General features: G+C 54.4%; 15 protein-coding genes. 8 read left to right on the top strand and 7 right to left on the bottom strand.

The features are described from left to right. Window positions 1–12: 12 nt before the first annotated feature. Genes ssuB through ssuE form a run of 5 tightly spaced genes read right to left on the bottom strand, consistent with a single transcriptional unit; the run spans window position 13 to window position 4,287 of the window. Window positions 13–807 carry an aliphatic sulfonates ABC transporter ATP-binding protein gene (gene ssuB / locus ACP3TC_RS13645; protein WP_426816655.1) on the bottom strand — a complete coding sequence of 265 codons (795 nt, stop codon included), beginning with the start codon at window positions 805–807 and terminating at the stop codon, window positions 13–15. Then, entirely contained in the window at window positions 804–1,595 is a 792-nt protein-coding gene (gene ssuC / locus ACP3TC_RS13640; protein ID WP_313856785.1) for an aliphatic sulfonate ABC transporter permease SsuC, read from the bottom strand. The genes ssuB and ssuC overlap by 4 nt, the downstream gene beginning before the upstream one ends. 9 nt (window positions 1,596–1,604) lie before the next feature. Then, on the bottom strand, window positions 1,605–2,750 hold the full coding sequence (gene ssuD, locus ACP3TC_RS13635; RefSeq protein ID WP_313856786.1) for an FMNH2-dependent alkanesulfonate monooxygenase: 1,146 nt from the start codon (window positions 2,748–2,750) through the stop codon (window positions 1,605–1,607). 10 nt (window positions 2,751–2,760) lie between these two features. After that, complete coding sequence (locus tag ACP3TC_RS13630) at window positions 2,761–3,723, bottom strand: sulfonate ABC transporter substrate-binding protein (RefSeq protein WP_426816654.1); 963 nt, start codon at window positions 3,721–3,723, stop codon at window positions 2,761–2,763. A gap of 12 nt (window positions 3,724–3,735) precedes the next feature. After that, complete coding sequence (gene ssuE / locus ACP3TC_RS13625; RefSeq protein WP_426816653.1) at window positions 3,736–4,287, bottom strand: NADPH-dependent FMN reductase; 552 nt, start codon at window positions 4,285–4,287, stop codon at window positions 3,736–3,738. 257 nt (window positions 4,288–4,544) lie between these two features. On the opposite strand from ssuE, the gene pyrD reads away from it, so the two are divergent. Further along, a complete protein-coding gene (gene pyrD / locus ACP3TC_RS13620; RefSeq protein ID WP_313856789.1) occupies window positions 4,545–5,555 on the top strand; it encodes a quinone-dependent dihydroorotate dehydrogenase in 1,011 nt (336 codons plus the stop codon). A 197-nt stretch (window positions 5,556–5,752) separates the two neighbouring features. Then, a complete protein-coding gene (locus ACP3TC_RS13615; RefSeq protein ID WP_313856790.1) occupies window positions 5,753–6,298 on the top strand; it encodes a cell division protein ZapC in 546 nt (181 codons plus the stop codon). Between the two features lie 26 nt (window positions 6,299–6,324). Here ACP3TC_RS13615 and ACP3TC_RS13610 read toward each other — a convergent pair whose 3' ends face one another. Next, on the bottom strand, window positions 6,325–7,434 hold the full coding sequence (locus ACP3TC_RS13610; protein ID WP_313856792.1) for a YcbX family protein: 1,110 nt from the start codon (window positions 7,432–7,434) through the stop codon (window positions 6,325–6,327). A gap of 146 nt (window positions 7,435–7,580) precedes the next feature. On the opposite strand from ACP3TC_RS13610, the gene rlmKL reads away from it, so the two are divergent. From rlmKL to rmf, 6 genes are all read left to right on the top strand, one after another. Then, window positions 7,581–9,698, top strand: a complete 2,118-nt coding sequence (gene rlmKL, locus ACP3TC_RS13605) for a bifunctional 23S rRNA (guanine(2069)-N(7))-methyltransferase RlmK/23S rRNA (guanine(2445)-N(2))-methyltransferase RlmL (RefSeq protein WP_313856793.1) — start codon at window positions 7,581–7,583, stop codon at window positions 9,696–9,698. Window positions 9,699–9,704: 6 nt separating this feature from the next. After that, window positions 9,705–11,618: an ABC transporter ATP-binding protein gene (locus tag ACP3TC_RS13600; protein WP_313856794.1), complete on the top strand. Its 1,914-nt coding sequence runs from the start codon at window positions 9,705–9,707 to the stop codon at window positions 11,616–11,618. A gap of 19 nt (window positions 11,619–11,637) precedes the next feature. After that, on the top strand, window positions 11,638–12,912 hold the full coding sequence (gene pqiA / locus ACP3TC_RS13595; RefSeq protein WP_426816652.1) for a membrane integrity-associated transporter subunit PqiA: 1,275 nt from the start codon (window positions 11,638–11,640) through the stop codon (window positions 12,910–12,912). Then, window positions 12,899–14,545, top strand: coding sequence for an intermembrane transport protein PqiB (gene pqiB / locus ACP3TC_RS13590; RefSeq protein WP_426816651.1), 1,647 nt, complete (start codon window positions 12,899–12,901; stop codon window positions 14,543–14,545). Before pqiA ends, pqiB begins: the two co-directional genes overlap by 14 nt. Then, window positions 14,542–15,108, top strand: coding sequence for a membrane integrity-associated transporter subunit PqiC (gene pqiC, locus ACP3TC_RS13585; protein ID WP_313856798.1), 567 nt, complete (start codon window positions 14,542–14,544; stop codon window positions 15,106–15,108). Before pqiB ends, pqiC begins: the two co-directional genes overlap by 4 nt. A 283-nt stretch (window positions 15,109–15,391) precedes the next feature. Next, entirely contained in the window at window positions 15,392–15,559 is a 168-nt protein-coding gene (gene rmf / locus ACP3TC_RS13580) for a ribosome modulation factor (protein WP_313857652.1), read from the top strand. Window positions 15,560–15,618: 59 nt separating this feature from the next. Here the strand turns inward: rmf and fabA are convergent, their stop codons facing one another. Next, window positions 15,619–16,137, bottom strand: coding sequence for a bifunctional 3-hydroxydecanoyl-ACP dehydratase/trans-2-decenoyl-ACP isomerase (fabA, locus tag ACP3TC_RS13575; RefSeq protein ID WP_313856800.1), 519 nt, complete (start codon window positions 16,135–16,137; stop codon window positions 15,619–15,621). Window position 16,138 lies beyond the last annotated feature (1 nt).

The raw sequence follows: 16,138 nt of genomic DNA, 5'->3' as shown, positions 1-16,138 counted from the left end.
CCCGTCTTAATTTTAACGCTGCGCGTAGCGTTTTTCTGTTGCCGGTTCTGCCGGCGCACGTTTCATCACCCGATCCAGCACTTCTGCCTCCAGCTCAGCCAGCTTCGCCGAGCCGCGACGGCGCGGACGCGGCAAATCAACGATTAAATCCAGCCCGACATTGCCTTCCTCAATTAACAGTACCCGATCGGCCATTGCCACCGCTTCGCTGACGTCATGCGTGACCAGTAACACGGTAAAATGATGCTGTTGCCAGAGTGATTCGATCAGGTCCTGCATCTCAATGCGGGTTAACGCGTCCAGCGCACCCAGCGGCTCATCCAGCAGTAACAGGCCCGGACGATGAATCAGTGCTCTCGCCAGCGCCACACGCTGTTTTTGTCCGCCGGAAAGGGCCGCTGGCCATTCACTGGCACGATCGGCCAGCCCGACGGCATCCAGCGCTTCCAGCGCCGCCTTGCGCCACGACTTACCGCGTAATCCCAGCCCGACATTATCAATCACGCTTTTCCAGGGCAGCAGCCGCGCATCCTGAAACATCAGGCGGGTATCATCACGCGACGCGCTTAGCGGCGTACTGCCTGCCAGTAACTCGCCGGAGCTGGTGGTTTCCAGCCCGGCCAGCAAGCGCAACAGGGTACTTTTGCCGCAGCCGCTGCGGCCGACCACCGCGACAAACTGTCCGGAGGGAATATGCAGGTTGATGTCATTCAGGATGGTACGGCCGCCGTACTGTTTGCTGACACCATTGATCACCAGCGGCGTGCCGGCATTGAGACGCGCCGGCGAAGAAGTTAGCTCGCTCATGCGTTTTCCTCTTTCAGTTGATAGGCCGGATGCCAGCGCAGCCAGACGCGTTCAAGTAACAGCGCACTGACGTCTGCCAGTTTGCCGAGCAGGGCATAAAGAATAATCGCCACCACCACGATATCGGTTTGCAGAAACTCGCGGGCGTTCATCGCCAGATAGCCAATACCGGAGTTGGCTGAAATGGTTTCCGCGACAATCAGCGTCAGCCACATCAGGCCGAGCCCAAAGCGTACGCCAACCATAATCGATGGCAGCGCACCCGGCAGGATCACCTGCACAAACAGGCTCCAGCCGGATAAACCATAGCTGCGTGCCATCTCCACCAGCCCGCGATCGACATTGCGAATACCGTGATAAGTATTCAGGTAGATCGGGAATAGCGTGCCGAGCGCCACCAGAAAGATTTTCGCTGACTCATCAATACCAAACCACAGGATGACCAGCGGGATCAGCGCCAGGTGCGGGACGTTACGCAGCATCTGTACTGAAGTATCCAGCAGGCGTTCACCCCAGCGTGACATACCGGTAATCAGCCCCAGCAACAGGCCAATCGAGCCACCGATGCTGAAACCCACTATCGCACGCCAGCTACTGATTGCCAGATGCTGCCACAGCTCACCGCTGGCAGACAGCCGCCAGAAAGTGATAACAATATTTTCTGGTGACGGCAGAATCCGCGTCGACAGCAGCCCGGTTTGTGAAGCAATCTGCCACACCACAACCAGCAGTATCGGCAGTGCCCAGGGAGCCAGCTGATTGGCCAGTCGATTCCGTAGTTTGCTCATCGTGACCTCTTAACTCTGTGACACTTTCTGCGGAGCAAAATCGTTCGCCACCGCTTCACCATGCGCCGCAATTTTGCGCGGTTGCGGAATTTCCGGCACATTCAGGTCGAGGTGCGGGAACAGCAGTTCGCCAACGCGGTAGGCTTCTTCCAGATGCGGGTAACCGGAAAGAATAAACGTCTCGATACCGAGATCGGCATATTCCTGCATCCGCGCCGCAACGGTTGCACCATCGCCAACCAGCGCGGTTCCGGCACCGCCACGGACCAGACCGACGCCTGCCCACAGATTGGGGCTGATCTCCAGCTTGTCGCGGCGACCACCGTGCAGTGCCGCCATACGCTGTTGGCCGACAGAGTCGGTACGGGCCAGCGCCTGCTGCGCTTTGGCGATGGTGGCATCATCAAGGTGTGAAATCAGTCGGTCCGCCGCCTGCCATGCTTCTTCATTGGTTTCACGCACGATAACGTGCAGGCGAATGCCAAAACGAACCGTACGGCCCTGTGCAGCCGCTTTGGCGCGCACCGTTTCAATTTTCTCTTTGACCTGTGCCGGTGGTTCACCCCAGGTGAGATAAACATCCACCTGCTCGGCGGCCAGATCCTGAGCCACCGCCGATGAGCCGCCAAACCACAACGGTGGACGCGGCTGCTGTACCGGTTTAAACATCAGGCGCGCACCGCGTACGTGCACGTGTTTACCTTCATAATCAACCGTTTCGCCTTCCAGCACCCGTCGCCAGACGCGGGTAAATTCAGCAGACTCTTCATACCGTTCACGATGGTCGAGAAACACACCATCACCGGCCAGTTCTTCCGGATCGCCGCCGGTCACCAGGTTAAACAAGGTGCGACCATTGGAAAGGCGATCGAGGGTTGCGGCCTGACGAGCGGCCTGAGTAGGGGAAATGACTCCCGGACGCAGCGCCACGAGGAAACGCAGGCGCTGAGTAACCGGAATCAGTGAGGCTGCCACCAGCCAGGCATCCTCGCAGGAGCGGCCGGTAGGGATCAGTACGCCGCCAAAGCCAAGGCGGTCCGCCGCCTGCGCGACCTGTTGCAGATAGCCATGATCGACCGGACGAGCGCCTTCTCCGGTACCAAGATAATGGCCGTCACCGTGAGTAGGCAGAAACCAGAAAACGGAAAGACTCATGATGTGCTCCTTATTGATGTGCGGGTGCGTCGTGCCAGATGCGATCGGTAATATCGACTTTCACCGGCATTAAACGATTCTGATAAAACAGGTCTGCGGTGTGTTGCTGCGCTTTGGCCGTTTGCTCACTTACCGGCGTAATCACGGTAGGCGGGCGGTGGCTGAGGTAGGTAGCAACAACCGGTTTGGGTAAGCCAATGGCTTTAGCCAGCAGATCGATACTTTGTTCTTTATCGGTGCGGGTCAGCGCATCGGCCTGGCTGAAGGTATCCAGTACCTGACGAATAAAGCCGCCATTGGCTTCAGCAAAGCTGCGGCCAGCCAGATAGAACGAGCCGGTCAGGTTCATGTCGGTGCCATCCTTTAATACCCGGACATCGCCCTGCAATAACGCGGCAGAGTAGTAAGGGTCCCAAATTGCCCAGGCATCGACATCACCCTGTTGAAACGCAGCGCGCGCATCCGCTGGCGTCAGATAAGTGGCTTTGATATCGCTAAAGTTCAGGCCCGCCTGTTGCAATGAACGCAGCAGCAAATTGTGCGAGCTGGAGCCTTTCTGGAAGGCAACTTTGTGCCCTTTAAGATCGGCGACGCTTTTCAGCGGGCTGTCTTTCGGCACCAGAATCACTTCGGCCAGCGGTTTTGCTGGTTCGGAACCGACGTAAAGCAGATCGGCTCCGGCTGCCTGCGCAAACAGCGGTGGAATATCGCCGGTGCCGCCGAGATCGATGCTGCCCACGTTCAGCGCTTCCAGCAGTTGTGGCCCGGCCGGAAATTCAACCCATTTGATGGTGGTGTGAGGAAACTGCTTCTCCAGCAGCTGATGCGATTTTGCCAGCACCATACTCACCGAGCCTTTCTGATAACCAATACGAAACTGCTGCGGGGCCGATGCATCGGCACTGGCGCTGCTGGTAAAGACCAGCAGGGCGCTCAGGGCGCTGCCGGATAACCAATGGCGTAATCGTTTCATTATTTGTTGTCCTTATACCGCAGCGGCGAGGGGGTAATGACGACGCGACAGCGCATGGAAGAAGGTCTCCAGCGCATCATCAATGCGGGCAGCCAGCACCGCACTTAACTCCGGCTGACGGTCGTAGTGGGTGATTTGCGTATCATCGGCAAACACGCCGTGCAGAACTTCCTGCGCTTTTAGCGCGTTAAGCACCGGCTTCAGGGCGTAATCTACCGCCAGCATATGCGCAATGGTGCCGCCGGTTGCCAGCGGCAAAACCACTTTATGTTCGAGGGCGCGTTCCGGTAGCAGATCGAGCAGGGTTTTCAGTGCGCCGGAGAAAGAGGCTTTATACACCGGCGTGGCAACGATTAAGCCATCGGCGCCTTCAAGGTCTTCCTTTAATGCCAGCAGCGCCGGGGAGTCAAAACGCGCATAAAGTAGATCTTCTGGCTGGAAGTTATGCAGATTCCATGGAATCACTTCAACGCCGCGTTTTTCCAGTGCTGCCTGGCAAAGGGTTAACAGCGCCGTAGAGCGTGAAGGATAGCGAGGGCTTCCCGCCAGACTAATAACGCGCATAAACACTCCTTATAACTAAAAGTTATTGATTAAACTTAATTCAGAACAGATGAAGCTATCCTGACAGAGCAAGGAGGGGCGTTTAAATGATTTATCCGGCAAATCTAAGCCAGTTTTCAGATAAGGAGAGCAATCCACGGTAAGAACAGAGAAAACGTTTGCCTTTATTCGGCGAGATTTGTTTTAGATCCTGTTTTTTCTTTTGTTTATCCCGGATAATACCGCCCCGTTTGGCCACCGGGAATCCAGGAGAGTGTATGTACTATCCCATCGTTCGTAAGGCGCTGTTTCAGCTCGATCCAGAGCGGGCGCATGAACTGACTTTTCAGCAGCTGCGCCGACTATCCGGCACCCCCTTTTCCGCCCTAATCCGACAGAAACTACCGAACAAACCGGTGAAGTGTATGGGGCTGACATTTAAGAACCCGCTGGGGCTGGCCGCAGGGCTGGATAAAAACGGCGAATGTATCGATGCTTTTGCCGCGATGGGCTTTGGGTTTGTCGAAATTGGCACCGTCACCCCGCGCCCACAGGCCGGTAACGACAAGCCGCGCATGTTTCGTATTGTCGAAGCTGAAGGGATTATCAACCGCATGGGTTTTAATAACCTCGGGGTGGATCATCTGGTCGAGAACGTTAAAAAAGCCCATTTCGACGGTATTCTCGGCATTAATATCGGCAAGAATAAAGACACGCCGGTAGAGCAGGGCAAAGACGATTATTTAATCTGCATGGAGAAGGTCTATCCCTACGCCGGTTATATTGCCATCAATATATCCTCACCGAACACGCCAGGTTTACGCACCCTGCAATATGGTGAAGCGCTGGACGAATTGCTGGCTGCGATCAAAATTAAGCAGCAGGAACTGGAAAAAATTCACCACAAATATGTTCCTGTGGCGGTGAAGATCGCGCCGGATCTCTCTGAAGAAGAGTTGATCCAAATAGCGGAGAGTTTGCTGCGTCATAATATTGATGGCGTGATCGCCACCAATACCACCCTCGACCGTTCGCTAGTGGCCGGATTAAAACATTGCGACGAAGCGGGTGGACTCAGCGGGCGTCCGGTACAGTTACGCAGCACCGAAGTGATTCGCCGCCTGGCACAGGAGCTGCAGGGGCGCATCCCAATTATCGGCGTGGGCGGCATTGATTCTCTGGTTGCGGCGCGGGAAAAAATCGCTGCCGGAGCCACACTGGTGCAAATATATTCTGGTTTTATCTATAAAGGACCGCCACTGATTAAGGAAATAGTGTCACAACTGTGATGCGGCTCTGATACTGTTCTCCGCTAAATTAGCCAGGGGCTTTATTTCTGCCGCTGGCTCGTTTATATTTTATCCCGATTCATCAATATTTAGTCTATATTCATTTTTGCCGCTACGTTTCATCTTCGGCTTATGCAGAGGTTTTGAATACAAAACTCCAGGCAAGAGTAACAATTTATTTCTTTAAAGGGCGTACCATGAGAATTAAACCTGACGACAACTGGCGCTGGTTTTTTGACGCAGAGCATGATCGCATGATGCTCGATCTGGCAGATGGTATGCTGTTCCGTTCCCGTTTCCCGCGCAAAATGTTAACCCCGGATGCTTTCAGCGTCTCTGGCTTTTGCGTCGACGATGCCGCACTGTTCTTCAACTTTGACGAAAAATGCCGACAGGCCGGGCTGAAAGCCGAACAACGCGCTGAGCTGGTGCTGAATGCACTGGTGGCAACCCGCTTTCTCAAGCCGTTAATGCCGAAAAGCTGGCATTTTGAAAGTTATCATCACGTTGAATGGCGTCCGGGTGAGGGCGACATGGTCAAGGTGCAGCTGTGCGAGAATGGCGAGCAGGCACGTCTGCTGGTGGTAGAAACCGGTGAGAGTGCGGCGCTCTGTTTGTTAGCCCAGAGCCAGTTGACATTGGCCGGGCGCAGTATGGTGCTGGGCGATGCGATTAAAATTATGCACGACCGCCTGGTACCGCACGTGAAGAAAGAGTCGGTGAGTTACGATCAGGCGGTTTAACGCCGGGTCTGTTCGGCGTTCCAGTATTAAGCCAGCTCAATATCGCCCGCAGGAATACAGCTACACGCCAGAATAGTGCCGTCATCACGAATCGCACTCTGCTTCATGGCTTTCACTTCTCCGGAAACCAGCGTCATTTTGCAACTGCCACATATTCCGGCGCGACAGGAGTAAGGAATACGATGGCCCTGCATCTCTAACTGTTCCAGCAGCACTTGCTGATTGTTACCGCTGAACTGCCCGCCCTGATAAGCAATGGTCACCGCCGTTTCTGCCTGTTGTTCGACCGCCAGCGTTTCTACCACCTGACCAGCGCCATAAATACGCGGTGTTTTGGTTTGCAGAATCTCCAGCCGATCGCCAACGCGGATCACGCCGCTGTTGCGGGCAATAAGATTAAGGCCAAAATCGACATCGCCGCTGTCATCGCCCGCGCTGCGGAATTTTTGCAAGCTGGCCAGCGGTTCACCGCTGGGATGTTTGCGTCCGCGATCCGGGCTGATGGTGGTAAATACGCAGCGGCTGCAAGGTTTGGGGACATCAAAGGTAATATCACCAATGCGCACCACTGACCAGCCGTCTTCGGCCCAGGCGCTGGCCCCGCTGACCACCAGGTTAGGGCGGAACTGCTCCAGTTTAACGCTGGCCGGGCAGCGCTGTTGCAGATCGAACAGTGAGGCATCATTGACTAACAGATAGGGAAAGCCGTCGGCAAATCCAAGTGGAGTCTGCGGATGTTTTTTCACCCGGCGAGTCATTTCCGGCCCGACCCAGCGCAGCTGTACCGGACGCGGAAAAAAACCGCTCAGCCAGTGATTGATGGTTTCCGGCGCGATCAGTGCGGTAAAATGGTTGCCCCAAACCTGGGTGGCAGCCGATTCAGCGGCAAAGTCGGCAAAACGAATGCTGGCGCTGCTGCCATCCGGCGCTTGCAGATACAGGCCATCAATCGTCAGCGCCGGGGTGAACAGCACGATCTCCGGAAACTGGCGCGCGGTAATAAAGGTGCCATCCGGCTCGGTAATCATAAAAATGCGGTCAAATGCCAGACCGCTCTCCAGCGCCTGGGCGTGCGACAGCTGCAAGCCGCGCATCGACTTGACCGGGTGAATAAACAGGCGCGACAAGGTAATCATGGGGCTCTCCATGCTTGAGCGGGTAGTCTGAAGCGAAAATCGGCTAAAAGCGGATAAATCGTCGGACGAAAAGAAGCTAACTTTATGACATGCGTCTGTGATTAGCTATAATGCGCAACAATTTTCTCAGGACAGTAAGTGACGATATGAATTCTCTGTTTGCCAGTACGGCGCGTGGGCTCGAAGAGCTATTGAAAAGTGAACTGGAAGCGCTGGGTGCGCAAGACTGCCAGGTCGTCCAGGGCGGCGTACATTTTCAGGGAGACGATCGTTTACTCTATCAAAGCCTGATGTGGAGTCGACTGGCGTCGCGTATTCTGCTGCCATTAACCGAGTGCGGTGTTTACAGCGATCTGGACCTGTATATTGGCGCGCAGGTGATCGACTGGACCGCAATGTTCGACAGCGACAGGACTTTTGCCGTCCACTTCAGCGGCACCAATGAAGTGATCCGCAACAGCCAGTTCGGTGCGCTGAAAGTGAAAGATGCCATCGTTGACAGCTTCACGCGTAAAAATTTGCCGCGTCCGAATGTCGATCGCGAACAGCCCGATATTCGCGTAAACGTCTGGTTGAATAAAGACACTGCCAGCATTGCCCTCGATTTGAGTGGCGATGGTCTGCATCAGCGCGGCTACCGTCAGCAGGCCGGTCAGGCACCGTTAAAAGAGAACCTGGCGGCCTCAATCGTGCTGCGCTCCGGCTGGCAGCCGGGTACGCCGCTGCTCGATCCAATGTGTGGATCAGGTACGCTGTTGATTGAAGCGGCGATGATCGCCAGCGATCGTGCACCAGGTCTGCATCGTACCCACTGGGGATTCCTCGGCTGGAACAAGCATAATGAAGAATTGTGGCGTGAAGTCACCAGTGAAGCTCAGGTGCGCGCGCGTCGCGGCCTGCAGGAAACCACTTCCCGCTTCTATGGTTACGATAATGATTCACGCGTAATGGAGCGCGCGCGCGCGAATGCCCGTCGTGCCGGTCTGGCCGATGTGATCAGCTTTAACGTGCAGGATGTGTTGCAACTGACCAATCCATTGCCGGAAGGGCCAACCGGCACCGTGCTGAGTAACCCGCCATACGGCGAGCGTCTCGAGAGCGAGCCGGCGTTGATTGCACTGCACTCCCAGCTGGGTCGCATTATGAAAAGCCACTTTGGTGGCTGGAATCTGTCGCTGTTCAGCGCATCACCGGAGCTGTTAAGCTGCCTGCAACTGCGTGCCGATCGCCAGTTTAAAGCGAAAAACGGCCCGCTGGACTGCGTACAGAAAAACTATCAGCTGGCGGTCAACAGCTCGCCAAACGCGGTAGGGCAGATCGCGGAAGATTATGCCAACCGCCTGCGTAAAAATCTGAAGAAACTGGAAAAGTGGGCGAAGCAGGAAGGCATCGAATGCTACCGTATTTACGACGCCGATCTGCCAGACTACAACGTGGCGGTCGACCGCTACGGTGACTGGGTCGTGGTGCAGGAGTATGCGCCGCCGAAAACTATCGATCCAAATAAAGCTCGTCAGCGCCTGTTCGACGTCATTTCTGCCACCCTGAGCGTGCTTAATCTGCCAGCTAACAAGCTGGTGATGAAAACGCGTGAAAAGCAGAAGGGTAAAAGCCAGTATCAGAAACTGGGTGAGAAGGGCGATTTCTTTGAAGTTTCGGAATTTAATGCAAAATTATGGGTCAACCTGACCGACTATCTCGATACCGGCCTGTTCCTTGACCACCGCGTGGCGCGTAAAATGCTTGGCCAGATGAGCAAAGGTAAGGATTTCCTTAACCTGTTTGCTTACACCGGCAGCGCCAGCGTGCATGCCGGGCTGGGCGGTGCGCGCAGCACCACTACCGTGGATATGTCACGGACTTATCTGGAGTGGGCAGAGCGCAACCTGCGCCTGAATGGCCTGACCGGGCGTCAGCATCGTCTGATGCAGGCAGATTGCCTCAGCTGGCTGCGCGAAAGTCAGGAGCAGTTCGATCTGATCTTTATTGATCCACCGACTTTCTCCAACTCAAAACGTATGGAAGAGAGTTTTGATGTTCAGCGCGATCATCTGGCGCTGATGACCGACCTGAAGCGTCTGTTACGTAAGGGCGGCACCATCATGTTCTCCAACAATAAACGCGGATTCAAAATGGACCAACAGGGACTGGCGTCACTGGGTCTGAATGCGCAGGAAATTACGGCCAAAACCCAGTCGCAGGATTTTGCCCGCAACCGTCAAATTCATAACTGCTGGCTGATTACTCATGCTGGTAAGGAATAAGTTTTTATGTCACTGATCAGTATTCATGGTGCTTACCTGTCATTCAGCGATGCGCCGCTGTTGGATAACACTGAGCTTCATATCGAAGAGAATGAACGCGTCTGTCTGGTAGGCCGTAATGGCGCCGGTAAATCGACGCTGATGAAAATTATCAACGGCGAACAGCCTCTGGACGATGGCCGTATCATTTACGAACAGGATCTGATTGTTGCCCGCCTGCAGCAGGATCCACCGCGTAACGTCGAGGGTTCGGTGTATGACTTTGTCGCTGAAGGTGTCGCCGAGCAGGCTGAGCATCTGAAGGCCTATCACGCAATTTCCCATGTGGTGATGGAAGATCCGAGCGATAAAAACCTTAACGAGATGGCGCGTCTGCAAACGATTCTCGATCACCAGAATCTGTGGCAGCTCGAGAGCCGCATTAATGATGTGCTTGAGCAGATTGGCCTGCAGGCCGATGTGCCACTCTCTTCACTGTCCGGAGGCTGGCTGCGTAAAGCGGCGCTGGGTCGTGCGCTGGTCAGTAATCCGCGCGTGCTGATGCTCGATGAGCCAACGAACCACCTCGATATTGAAACTATCGACTGGCTGGAAGGATTCCTGAAAACCTTCCAGGGCAGCATCGTATTTATTTCCCACGACCGTTCCTTTATTCGCAATATGGCAACCCGCATTGTCGATCTCGATCGCGGCAAGCTGGTTTCCTGGCCGGGTGATTACGACCAGTATCTGCTGGGTAAAGAAGAAGCGCTGCGCGTGGAAGAGATGCAGAACGCCGAGTTCGACCGTAAACTGGCGCAGGAAGAAGTCTGGATTCGTCAGGGCATTAAGGCGCGTCGTACCCGTAATGAAGGCCGCGTGCGCGCATTAAAAGCCTTACGTCGCGAGCGTTCTGAGCGCCGCGAAGTAATGGGCAAAGCCAATATGTCGGTGGGCGAAGCCAGCCGTTCAGGCAAAATCGTCTTTGAGCTGGAAAATGTCGATTACGGCATCTCGGGCAAACAGCTGGTGAAAGATTTCTCGGTACAGGTGCAGCGCGGCGACAAGATTGCACTGGTTGGCCCGAACGGCTGTGGTAAAACCACCTTGCTGAAGCTGATGCTCGATCAGCTGAAAGCCGACAGCGGCCGTGTGCATATTGGCACCAAACTGGAAGTGGCTTATTTCGATCAGCACCGTGCTGAACTCGATCCGGACCGCACCGTGATGGATAACCTTGCCGAAGGTAAGCAAGAAGTGCTGGTAAACGGTAAGCCGCGCCACGTACTGGGTTATTTGCAGGACTTCCTGTTCCACCCGAAACGCGCAATGACTCCGGTACGTGCGTTGTCCGGTGGTGAGCGTAACCGTCTGCTGCTGGCGCGCCTGTTCCTGAAACCCAGCAACCTGATGATTCTCGATGAACCGACCAACGACCTCGATGTGGAAACGCTGGAGCTGCTGGAAGAGCTGATTGATGGCTATCAGGGTACCGTGCTGCTGGTCAGCCACGATCGTCAGTTTGTCGACAATACCGTTACCGACTGCTGGATCTTTGAAGGCAATGGTGAGATTGGCAGCTTTGTTGGTGGCTATCACGATGCGCAGTTGCAGCGTGCGGCTTACAAACAAACTCGCGCCGCCAGCAAACCGGCCGCCAACACGCCAAAGCAGGAAAGTGCTAAAAGCGAAACTGTTAAACGGCCGGTAACCAAACTAAGCTATAACCTGCAACGTGAACTGGAACAGCTGCCGCAAAAGCTGGAGCAGCTGGAGAACAAGATTGTCGATCTGCAGGCGCAGATGGCCGATGCCAATTTCTTCAACCAGCCGCACGATAAAACCCAACCGGTGCTGGATGCGCTGGCGCAAACCGAGCAGGAGCTTGAAGTGGCTTTCGAGCGCTGGGAATACCTTGAATCCCTGAAAAACGGTGCCTGATATAACGGGAGTGTAAGGTATGTGTTCGTCGGACCACGCGCATCACTGGATGCTCTGTCCCCAATGTGACCTGATGACACAGCTGCCGGAGATTAAACCCGGCAGCAAAGCGAGTTGTCCACGCTGTCACACCACATTAATTGCCAACTGGGTTGAGCCGCGCAAGCGGCCAACCGGCTACGCGATTGCTGCACTGTTTATGCTGTTGCTCGCCAACCTTTTTCCTTTTGTTAATATGCAGGTCGCCGGTCTGAGCAGCCAGATCACCCTGATGCAGATTCCGCAGGTGATGGTTTCTGAGAATTACAGCAGTCTCGCGACACTGTTTATGCTGTTTGTGCAGGGCGTTCCGGCTTTTTGCATGGTGGCGATTTTGCTGCTGGTGAATAAGGTGCGCATGGCCGAACCGCTGCGGCGCTGGATGGCTCGTATACTGTTTCAGCTGAAAAGCTGGAGTATGGCGGAGATCTTCCTCGCCGGCGTGCTGGTCAGTTTCGTCAAACTGATGGCCTATGGCGATATCGGTATCGGCAGCAGCTTTGTTCCCTGGTGTCTGTTTTGTGTGTTACAGCTGCGCGCGTTTCAGTGTGTCGATCGCCGCTGGCTATGGCAGCAAGTCGATCCGATGCCAGCACTGCCGCATAAACCGATTGCCGGTATTAGCGGCCTGCGCCAGGGCGTGCGCTCCTGTCGTTGCTGTACTGCGATTCTTCCCGTCGATCAGCTGGTCTGTCCGCGTTGCGGAACCACCGGGCATGCCAGACGCAGGCACAGCCTGCAATGGACCATCGCGCTGCTGATCACTTCAATTGTGCTGTATGTTCCGGCCAACCTGATGCCAATCATGGTCACTGAAGCGCTCGGCAACAAAATGGATTCAACCATTATGGCCGGGGTTATTCTGTTGTGGAGCGACGGTTCTTATCCGGTCGCGCTGGTGATTTTTATCGCCAGCATAATGGTGCCGTCGTTGAAGATGATTGCCATTGGCTGGCTCTGCTGGGATGCGCATGGGCGTGGCCGTGGTCGTCACGACAGCGAAAAGATGCATCTGATCTATGAAGTGGTGGAGTTTGTCGGACGTTGGTCGATGATCGACGTTTTTGTTATTGCCGTGCTCTCTGCGCTGGTGCGTATGGGGCGATTAATGAGTATTTATCCTGCTACAGGTGCGCTGTTGTTTGCGGTGGTGGTGATTCTCACCATGTTCGCGGCAATCACTTTTGATCCGCGCCTGACCTGGGATCGAGTACGAGATAAAAGTTTGAAGGAGCCGAGCGTTGACGGAAAATAATCACGGCGTTGCCAAAGTCGAGCAGATCAAACGCTGGTCGCCGGTCTGGATCATCCCGATCGTAACCATTCTGATCGGTGCGTGGATACTGTTTTATCATTTCAGCCATCAGGGGCCTGAAGTCACCCTGATCACCACCAATGCCGAAGGGATTGAAGGCGGTAAGACCACAATTAAAAGTCGTAGCGTTAACGTCGGTATCGTTGAAAGCGCGGTGCTGAGCGACGATTTGCATCATGTGGAAATCAAAGCGCGCATGAACTCCGGTATGGAGAAGCTACTGAAAAGTGATACCGCGTTTTGGGTAGTAAAACCGCAAATTGGTAAGGAAGGCGTGACCGGGCTCGGAACGCTACTTTCCGGTGCCTATATTGAACTGCAGCCGGGCAGTACTGACGGTGCTAAGCCGGAAAGCTACGAGCTGTTGGATTCGCCACCGCTGGCACCGCCTGATGCGAAAGGGGTGCGTATTACCCTTTACAGCAATAAAGCCGGGCAACTGAATGCCGGCGATCCGGTATTGTTCCGTGGCTATCGCGTTGGCTCAGTTGAGACCAGCCAGTTCGATACCGACAAGCGCTCAATGCGCTATCAGCTGTTTGTTACCGCGCCTTACGATCGTCTGATCACCACCAACGTGCGCTTCTGGAAAGACAGCGGCATCGCCGTGGATATGTCGGCTTCCGGCATGCGCGTGGAAATGGGCTCACTGACGACCCTGTTTAGCGGTGGCGTCAGCTTCGACGTGCCAGATGGGCGCGACCTCGGCGAGCCAGCGGAAAATAATGCTGAGTATCAGCTGTTTGACGATCAGCGCAGCATCCAGAATTCGCTGTACACCGAGCATAAAGACTTCGTTATGTTCTTTGACGATTCGATTCGTGGTCTGCAGCCGGGCGCACCGGTCGAGTTTCGCGGCATCCGTCTGGGAACCGTAGCGCAGGTACCTTTCCTTGTTCCGGGTACTAATCAGCAGCTGAATAACGATTATCGTATTCCGGTGCTGGTGCGTATTGAGCCGCAACGCTTCGTTAAAATGATGGGCAGCAACTTCGATCTGGAACGTCGCTTGCAGGAAGGCAGAAAGCAGGGGCTGCGCGCCTCACTGAAATCGGCCAATTTACTGACCGGGTCACTGTATGTTGATCTCGACTTCTATAACTCAGTGAAACCTTACACCGGGCCAAATGAGATTGGCGGTTACGAGATTATTCCAACCACCAGTAGCGGTCTGAGCCAGATTCAGCAGAAACTGATGACGGCGCTGGATAAGGTTAATGCGTTGCCACTGAATCCGATGGTGAACGAGGCAACCAATACTCTGGCAGAAAGCCAGCGTACGCTGCGTGAGTTGCAGAAGACGCTGGATAATATCAACCAGATCACCTCCAGCCAGTCGATGAAAGAGCTGCCGCAGGATATGCAACAAACCCTGCGTGAACTGAATCGCAGTATGAAAGGCTTCCAGCCAGGTTCGCCAGCTTACAGCAAAATGGTTGGCGATATGCAGCGTCTCGACCAGGTACTACGTGAACTGCAGCCAGTATTGAGAACGCTGAATAATAAGAGTAACGCGCTGGTCTTCGAAGCAAAACCAGGCCAGGACCCACAGCCAAAGAGGGCTAAACAATGATGAAATGGATCCCTGTGGCAATGGCGCTGGCACTGAGCGCCTGTAGCAGTACAACGGAAACCACTTACTATCAACTACCGGCTGCGGCCGGCAGTGCCAGCACCATCAACAGCAACGCGCCTGACAAGCCGATTCTGTGGATTGAGCACGTATCAGTGCCTGATTACCTCGCCGGCAGCGGCGTGGTCTATCAGACCAGCGATGTGCAATATGTCATTGCCGCCAACAATCTGTGGGCCAGCCCGTTGGACCAGCAGCTGCAACAGACGCTGGTAAGTAACCTTAGCGCTGTGCTGCCGGGCTGGATTGTCTCGGCGACGCCGCTGGGTGATAAGCACGATACGCTTAACGTCAATGTGACTGGTTTCCATGGCCGCTATGACGGTAAAGTGATTATTAGCGGTCAATGGATTCTGCAACACGACAGCCAGCTGATTAAGCGACCGTTCCTGATGGCATTACCGCAGGATGAGGATGGATACGATGCGTTGGTCAGAACGCTGGCGAAGGGTTGGCAGCAGGAAGCTCAGCGAATGGCTAATGAGCTTTCGCGCTTAAATTAGACAAATTTTTACTAAACCGCTAAGTCCTTGATTGTCTGAGAGCGTGTTGCTCTCAGCTTCAGGGACTTTTTATTTGATATTTCAGAAAGATAATCCACTTTTATCGGGTCTGCTGCCGCCAGCAGGCTGCATATCATATCCAACGTTTATGACATTGGCGTGAATTTTGCGCATTGATCTTTCCAATATTAGGCTGTAGAACTTAATTGTGGCTGCACATTCTGTGACCACTGTTTTCTTTACACCACATTCCAGCAGACCTAAATGAGGGAACCGAGGCATGATGAAGAGACAGAAACGTGATCGTCTGGAACGGGCGCATTCACGGGGTTATCAAGCGGGAATTACCGGACGCTCTAAAGAGATGTGTCCCTATCAGGTGATTGATGCAAGGTCTCACTGGTTGGGAGGTTGGCGACAAGCCATGGAGGACAGGGCAGTTAACGCATAACTGACTGTTAATTTAGGGAAGATAACCTCCGCTCAGCGCGGAGGTTTTCACATCAGTGCTTAGAAAGCCGTGGTGTCTTTAAACAAGCCCACTTTCAGGTCAGTCGCGTTATAGATAACATGACCGTCGACCAGCACTTCACCATCCGCCACACCCATCACCAGTTTACGGTTAATGACGCGCTTAAAGTGAATGCGATAGGTCACTTTCTTCGCGGTTGGCAGAACCTGGCCGGTGAATTTAACTTCGCCCACGCCCAGTGCGCGGCCTTTGCCTTCCGCACCCAGCCAGCCGAGATAAAATCCAACCAGCTGCCACATGGCATCCAGACCGAGGCAGCCAGGCATTACCGGGTCACCAATAAAGTGACAGTCGAAGAACCACAGCTCCGGATTGATATCCAGCTCGGCTTCAACGTAACCTTTACCGTAGTTACCGCCGTCTTCGGTCATTTTAACCACGCGGTCCATCATCAACATATTACCTGATGGCAACGGTGGGCCTCCCGCGCCAAACAGTTCGCCGCGTCCAGAAGCAATCAGGTCTTCTTTCGTATAGGATTCGCGTTTATCTACCATG

Origin of the sequence: Winslowiella sp. 2C04 (assembly GCF_050037805.1) — a bacterium.
In the GTDB taxonomy this organism is placed as follows: domain Bacteria; phylum Pseudomonadota; class Gammaproteobacteria; order Enterobacterales; family Enterobacteriaceae; genus Erwinia; species Erwinia toletana_A.
This window is presented reverse-complemented; position numbering and strand designations above follow the sequence as displayed.

What these genes read in the sequence shown, in the direction of transcription:
- ssuB (WP_426816655.1), bottom strand. Translation starts at nt 807, where the DNA reads ATGAGCGAGCTAACTTCTTCGCCGGCGCGTCTCAATGCCGGCACGCCG.
- ssuC (WP_313856785.1), bottom strand. Translation starts at nt 1,595, where the DNA reads ATGAGCAAACTACGGAATCGACTGGCCAATCAGCTGGCTCCCTGGGCA.
- ssuD (WP_313856786.1), bottom strand. Translation starts at nt 2,750, where the DNA reads ATGAGTCTTTCCGTTTTCTGGTTTCTGCCTACTCACGGTGACGGCCAT.
- ACP3TC_RS13630 (WP_426816654.1), bottom strand. Translation starts at nt 3,723, where the DNA reads ATGAAACGATTACGCCATTGGTTATCCGGCAGCGCCCTGAGCGCCCTG.
- ssuE (WP_426816653.1), bottom strand. Translation starts at nt 4,287, where the DNA reads ATGCGCGTTATTAGTCTGGCGGGAAGCCCTCGCTATCCTTCACGCTCT.
- pyrD (WP_313856789.1), top strand. Translation starts at nt 4,545, where the DNA reads ATGTACTATCCCATCGTTCGTAAGGCGCTGTTTCAGCTCGATCCAGAG.
- ACP3TC_RS13615 (WP_313856790.1), top strand. Translation starts at nt 5,753, where the DNA reads ATGAGAATTAAACCTGACGACAACTGGCGCTGGTTTTTTGACGCAGAG.
- ACP3TC_RS13610 (WP_313856792.1), bottom strand. Translation starts at nt 7,434, where the DNA reads ATGATTACCTTGTCGCGCCTGTTTATTCACCCGGTCAAGTCGATGCGC.
- rlmKL (WP_313856793.1), top strand. Translation starts at nt 7,581, where the DNA reads ATGAATTCTCTGTTTGCCAGTACGGCGCGTGGGCTCGAAGAGCTATTG.
- ACP3TC_RS13600 (WP_313856794.1), top strand. Translation starts at nt 9,705, where the DNA reads ATGTCACTGATCAGTATTCATGGTGCTTACCTGTCATTCAGCGATGCG.
- pqiA (WP_426816652.1), top strand. Translation starts at nt 11,638, where the DNA reads ATGTGTTCGTCGGACCACGCGCATCACTGGATGCTCTGTCCCCAATGT.
- pqiC (WP_313856798.1), top strand. Translation starts at nt 14,542, where the DNA reads ATGATGAAATGGATCCCTGTGGCAATGGCGCTGGCACTGAGCGCCTGT.
- rmf (WP_313857652.1), top strand. Translation starts at nt 15,392, where the DNA reads ATGAAGAGACAGAAACGTGATCGTCTGGAACGGGCGCATTCACGGGGT.
- fabA (WP_313856800.1), bottom strand. Translation starts at nt 16,137, where the DNA reads ATGGTAGATAAACGCGAATCCTATACGAAAGAAGACCTGATTGCTTCT.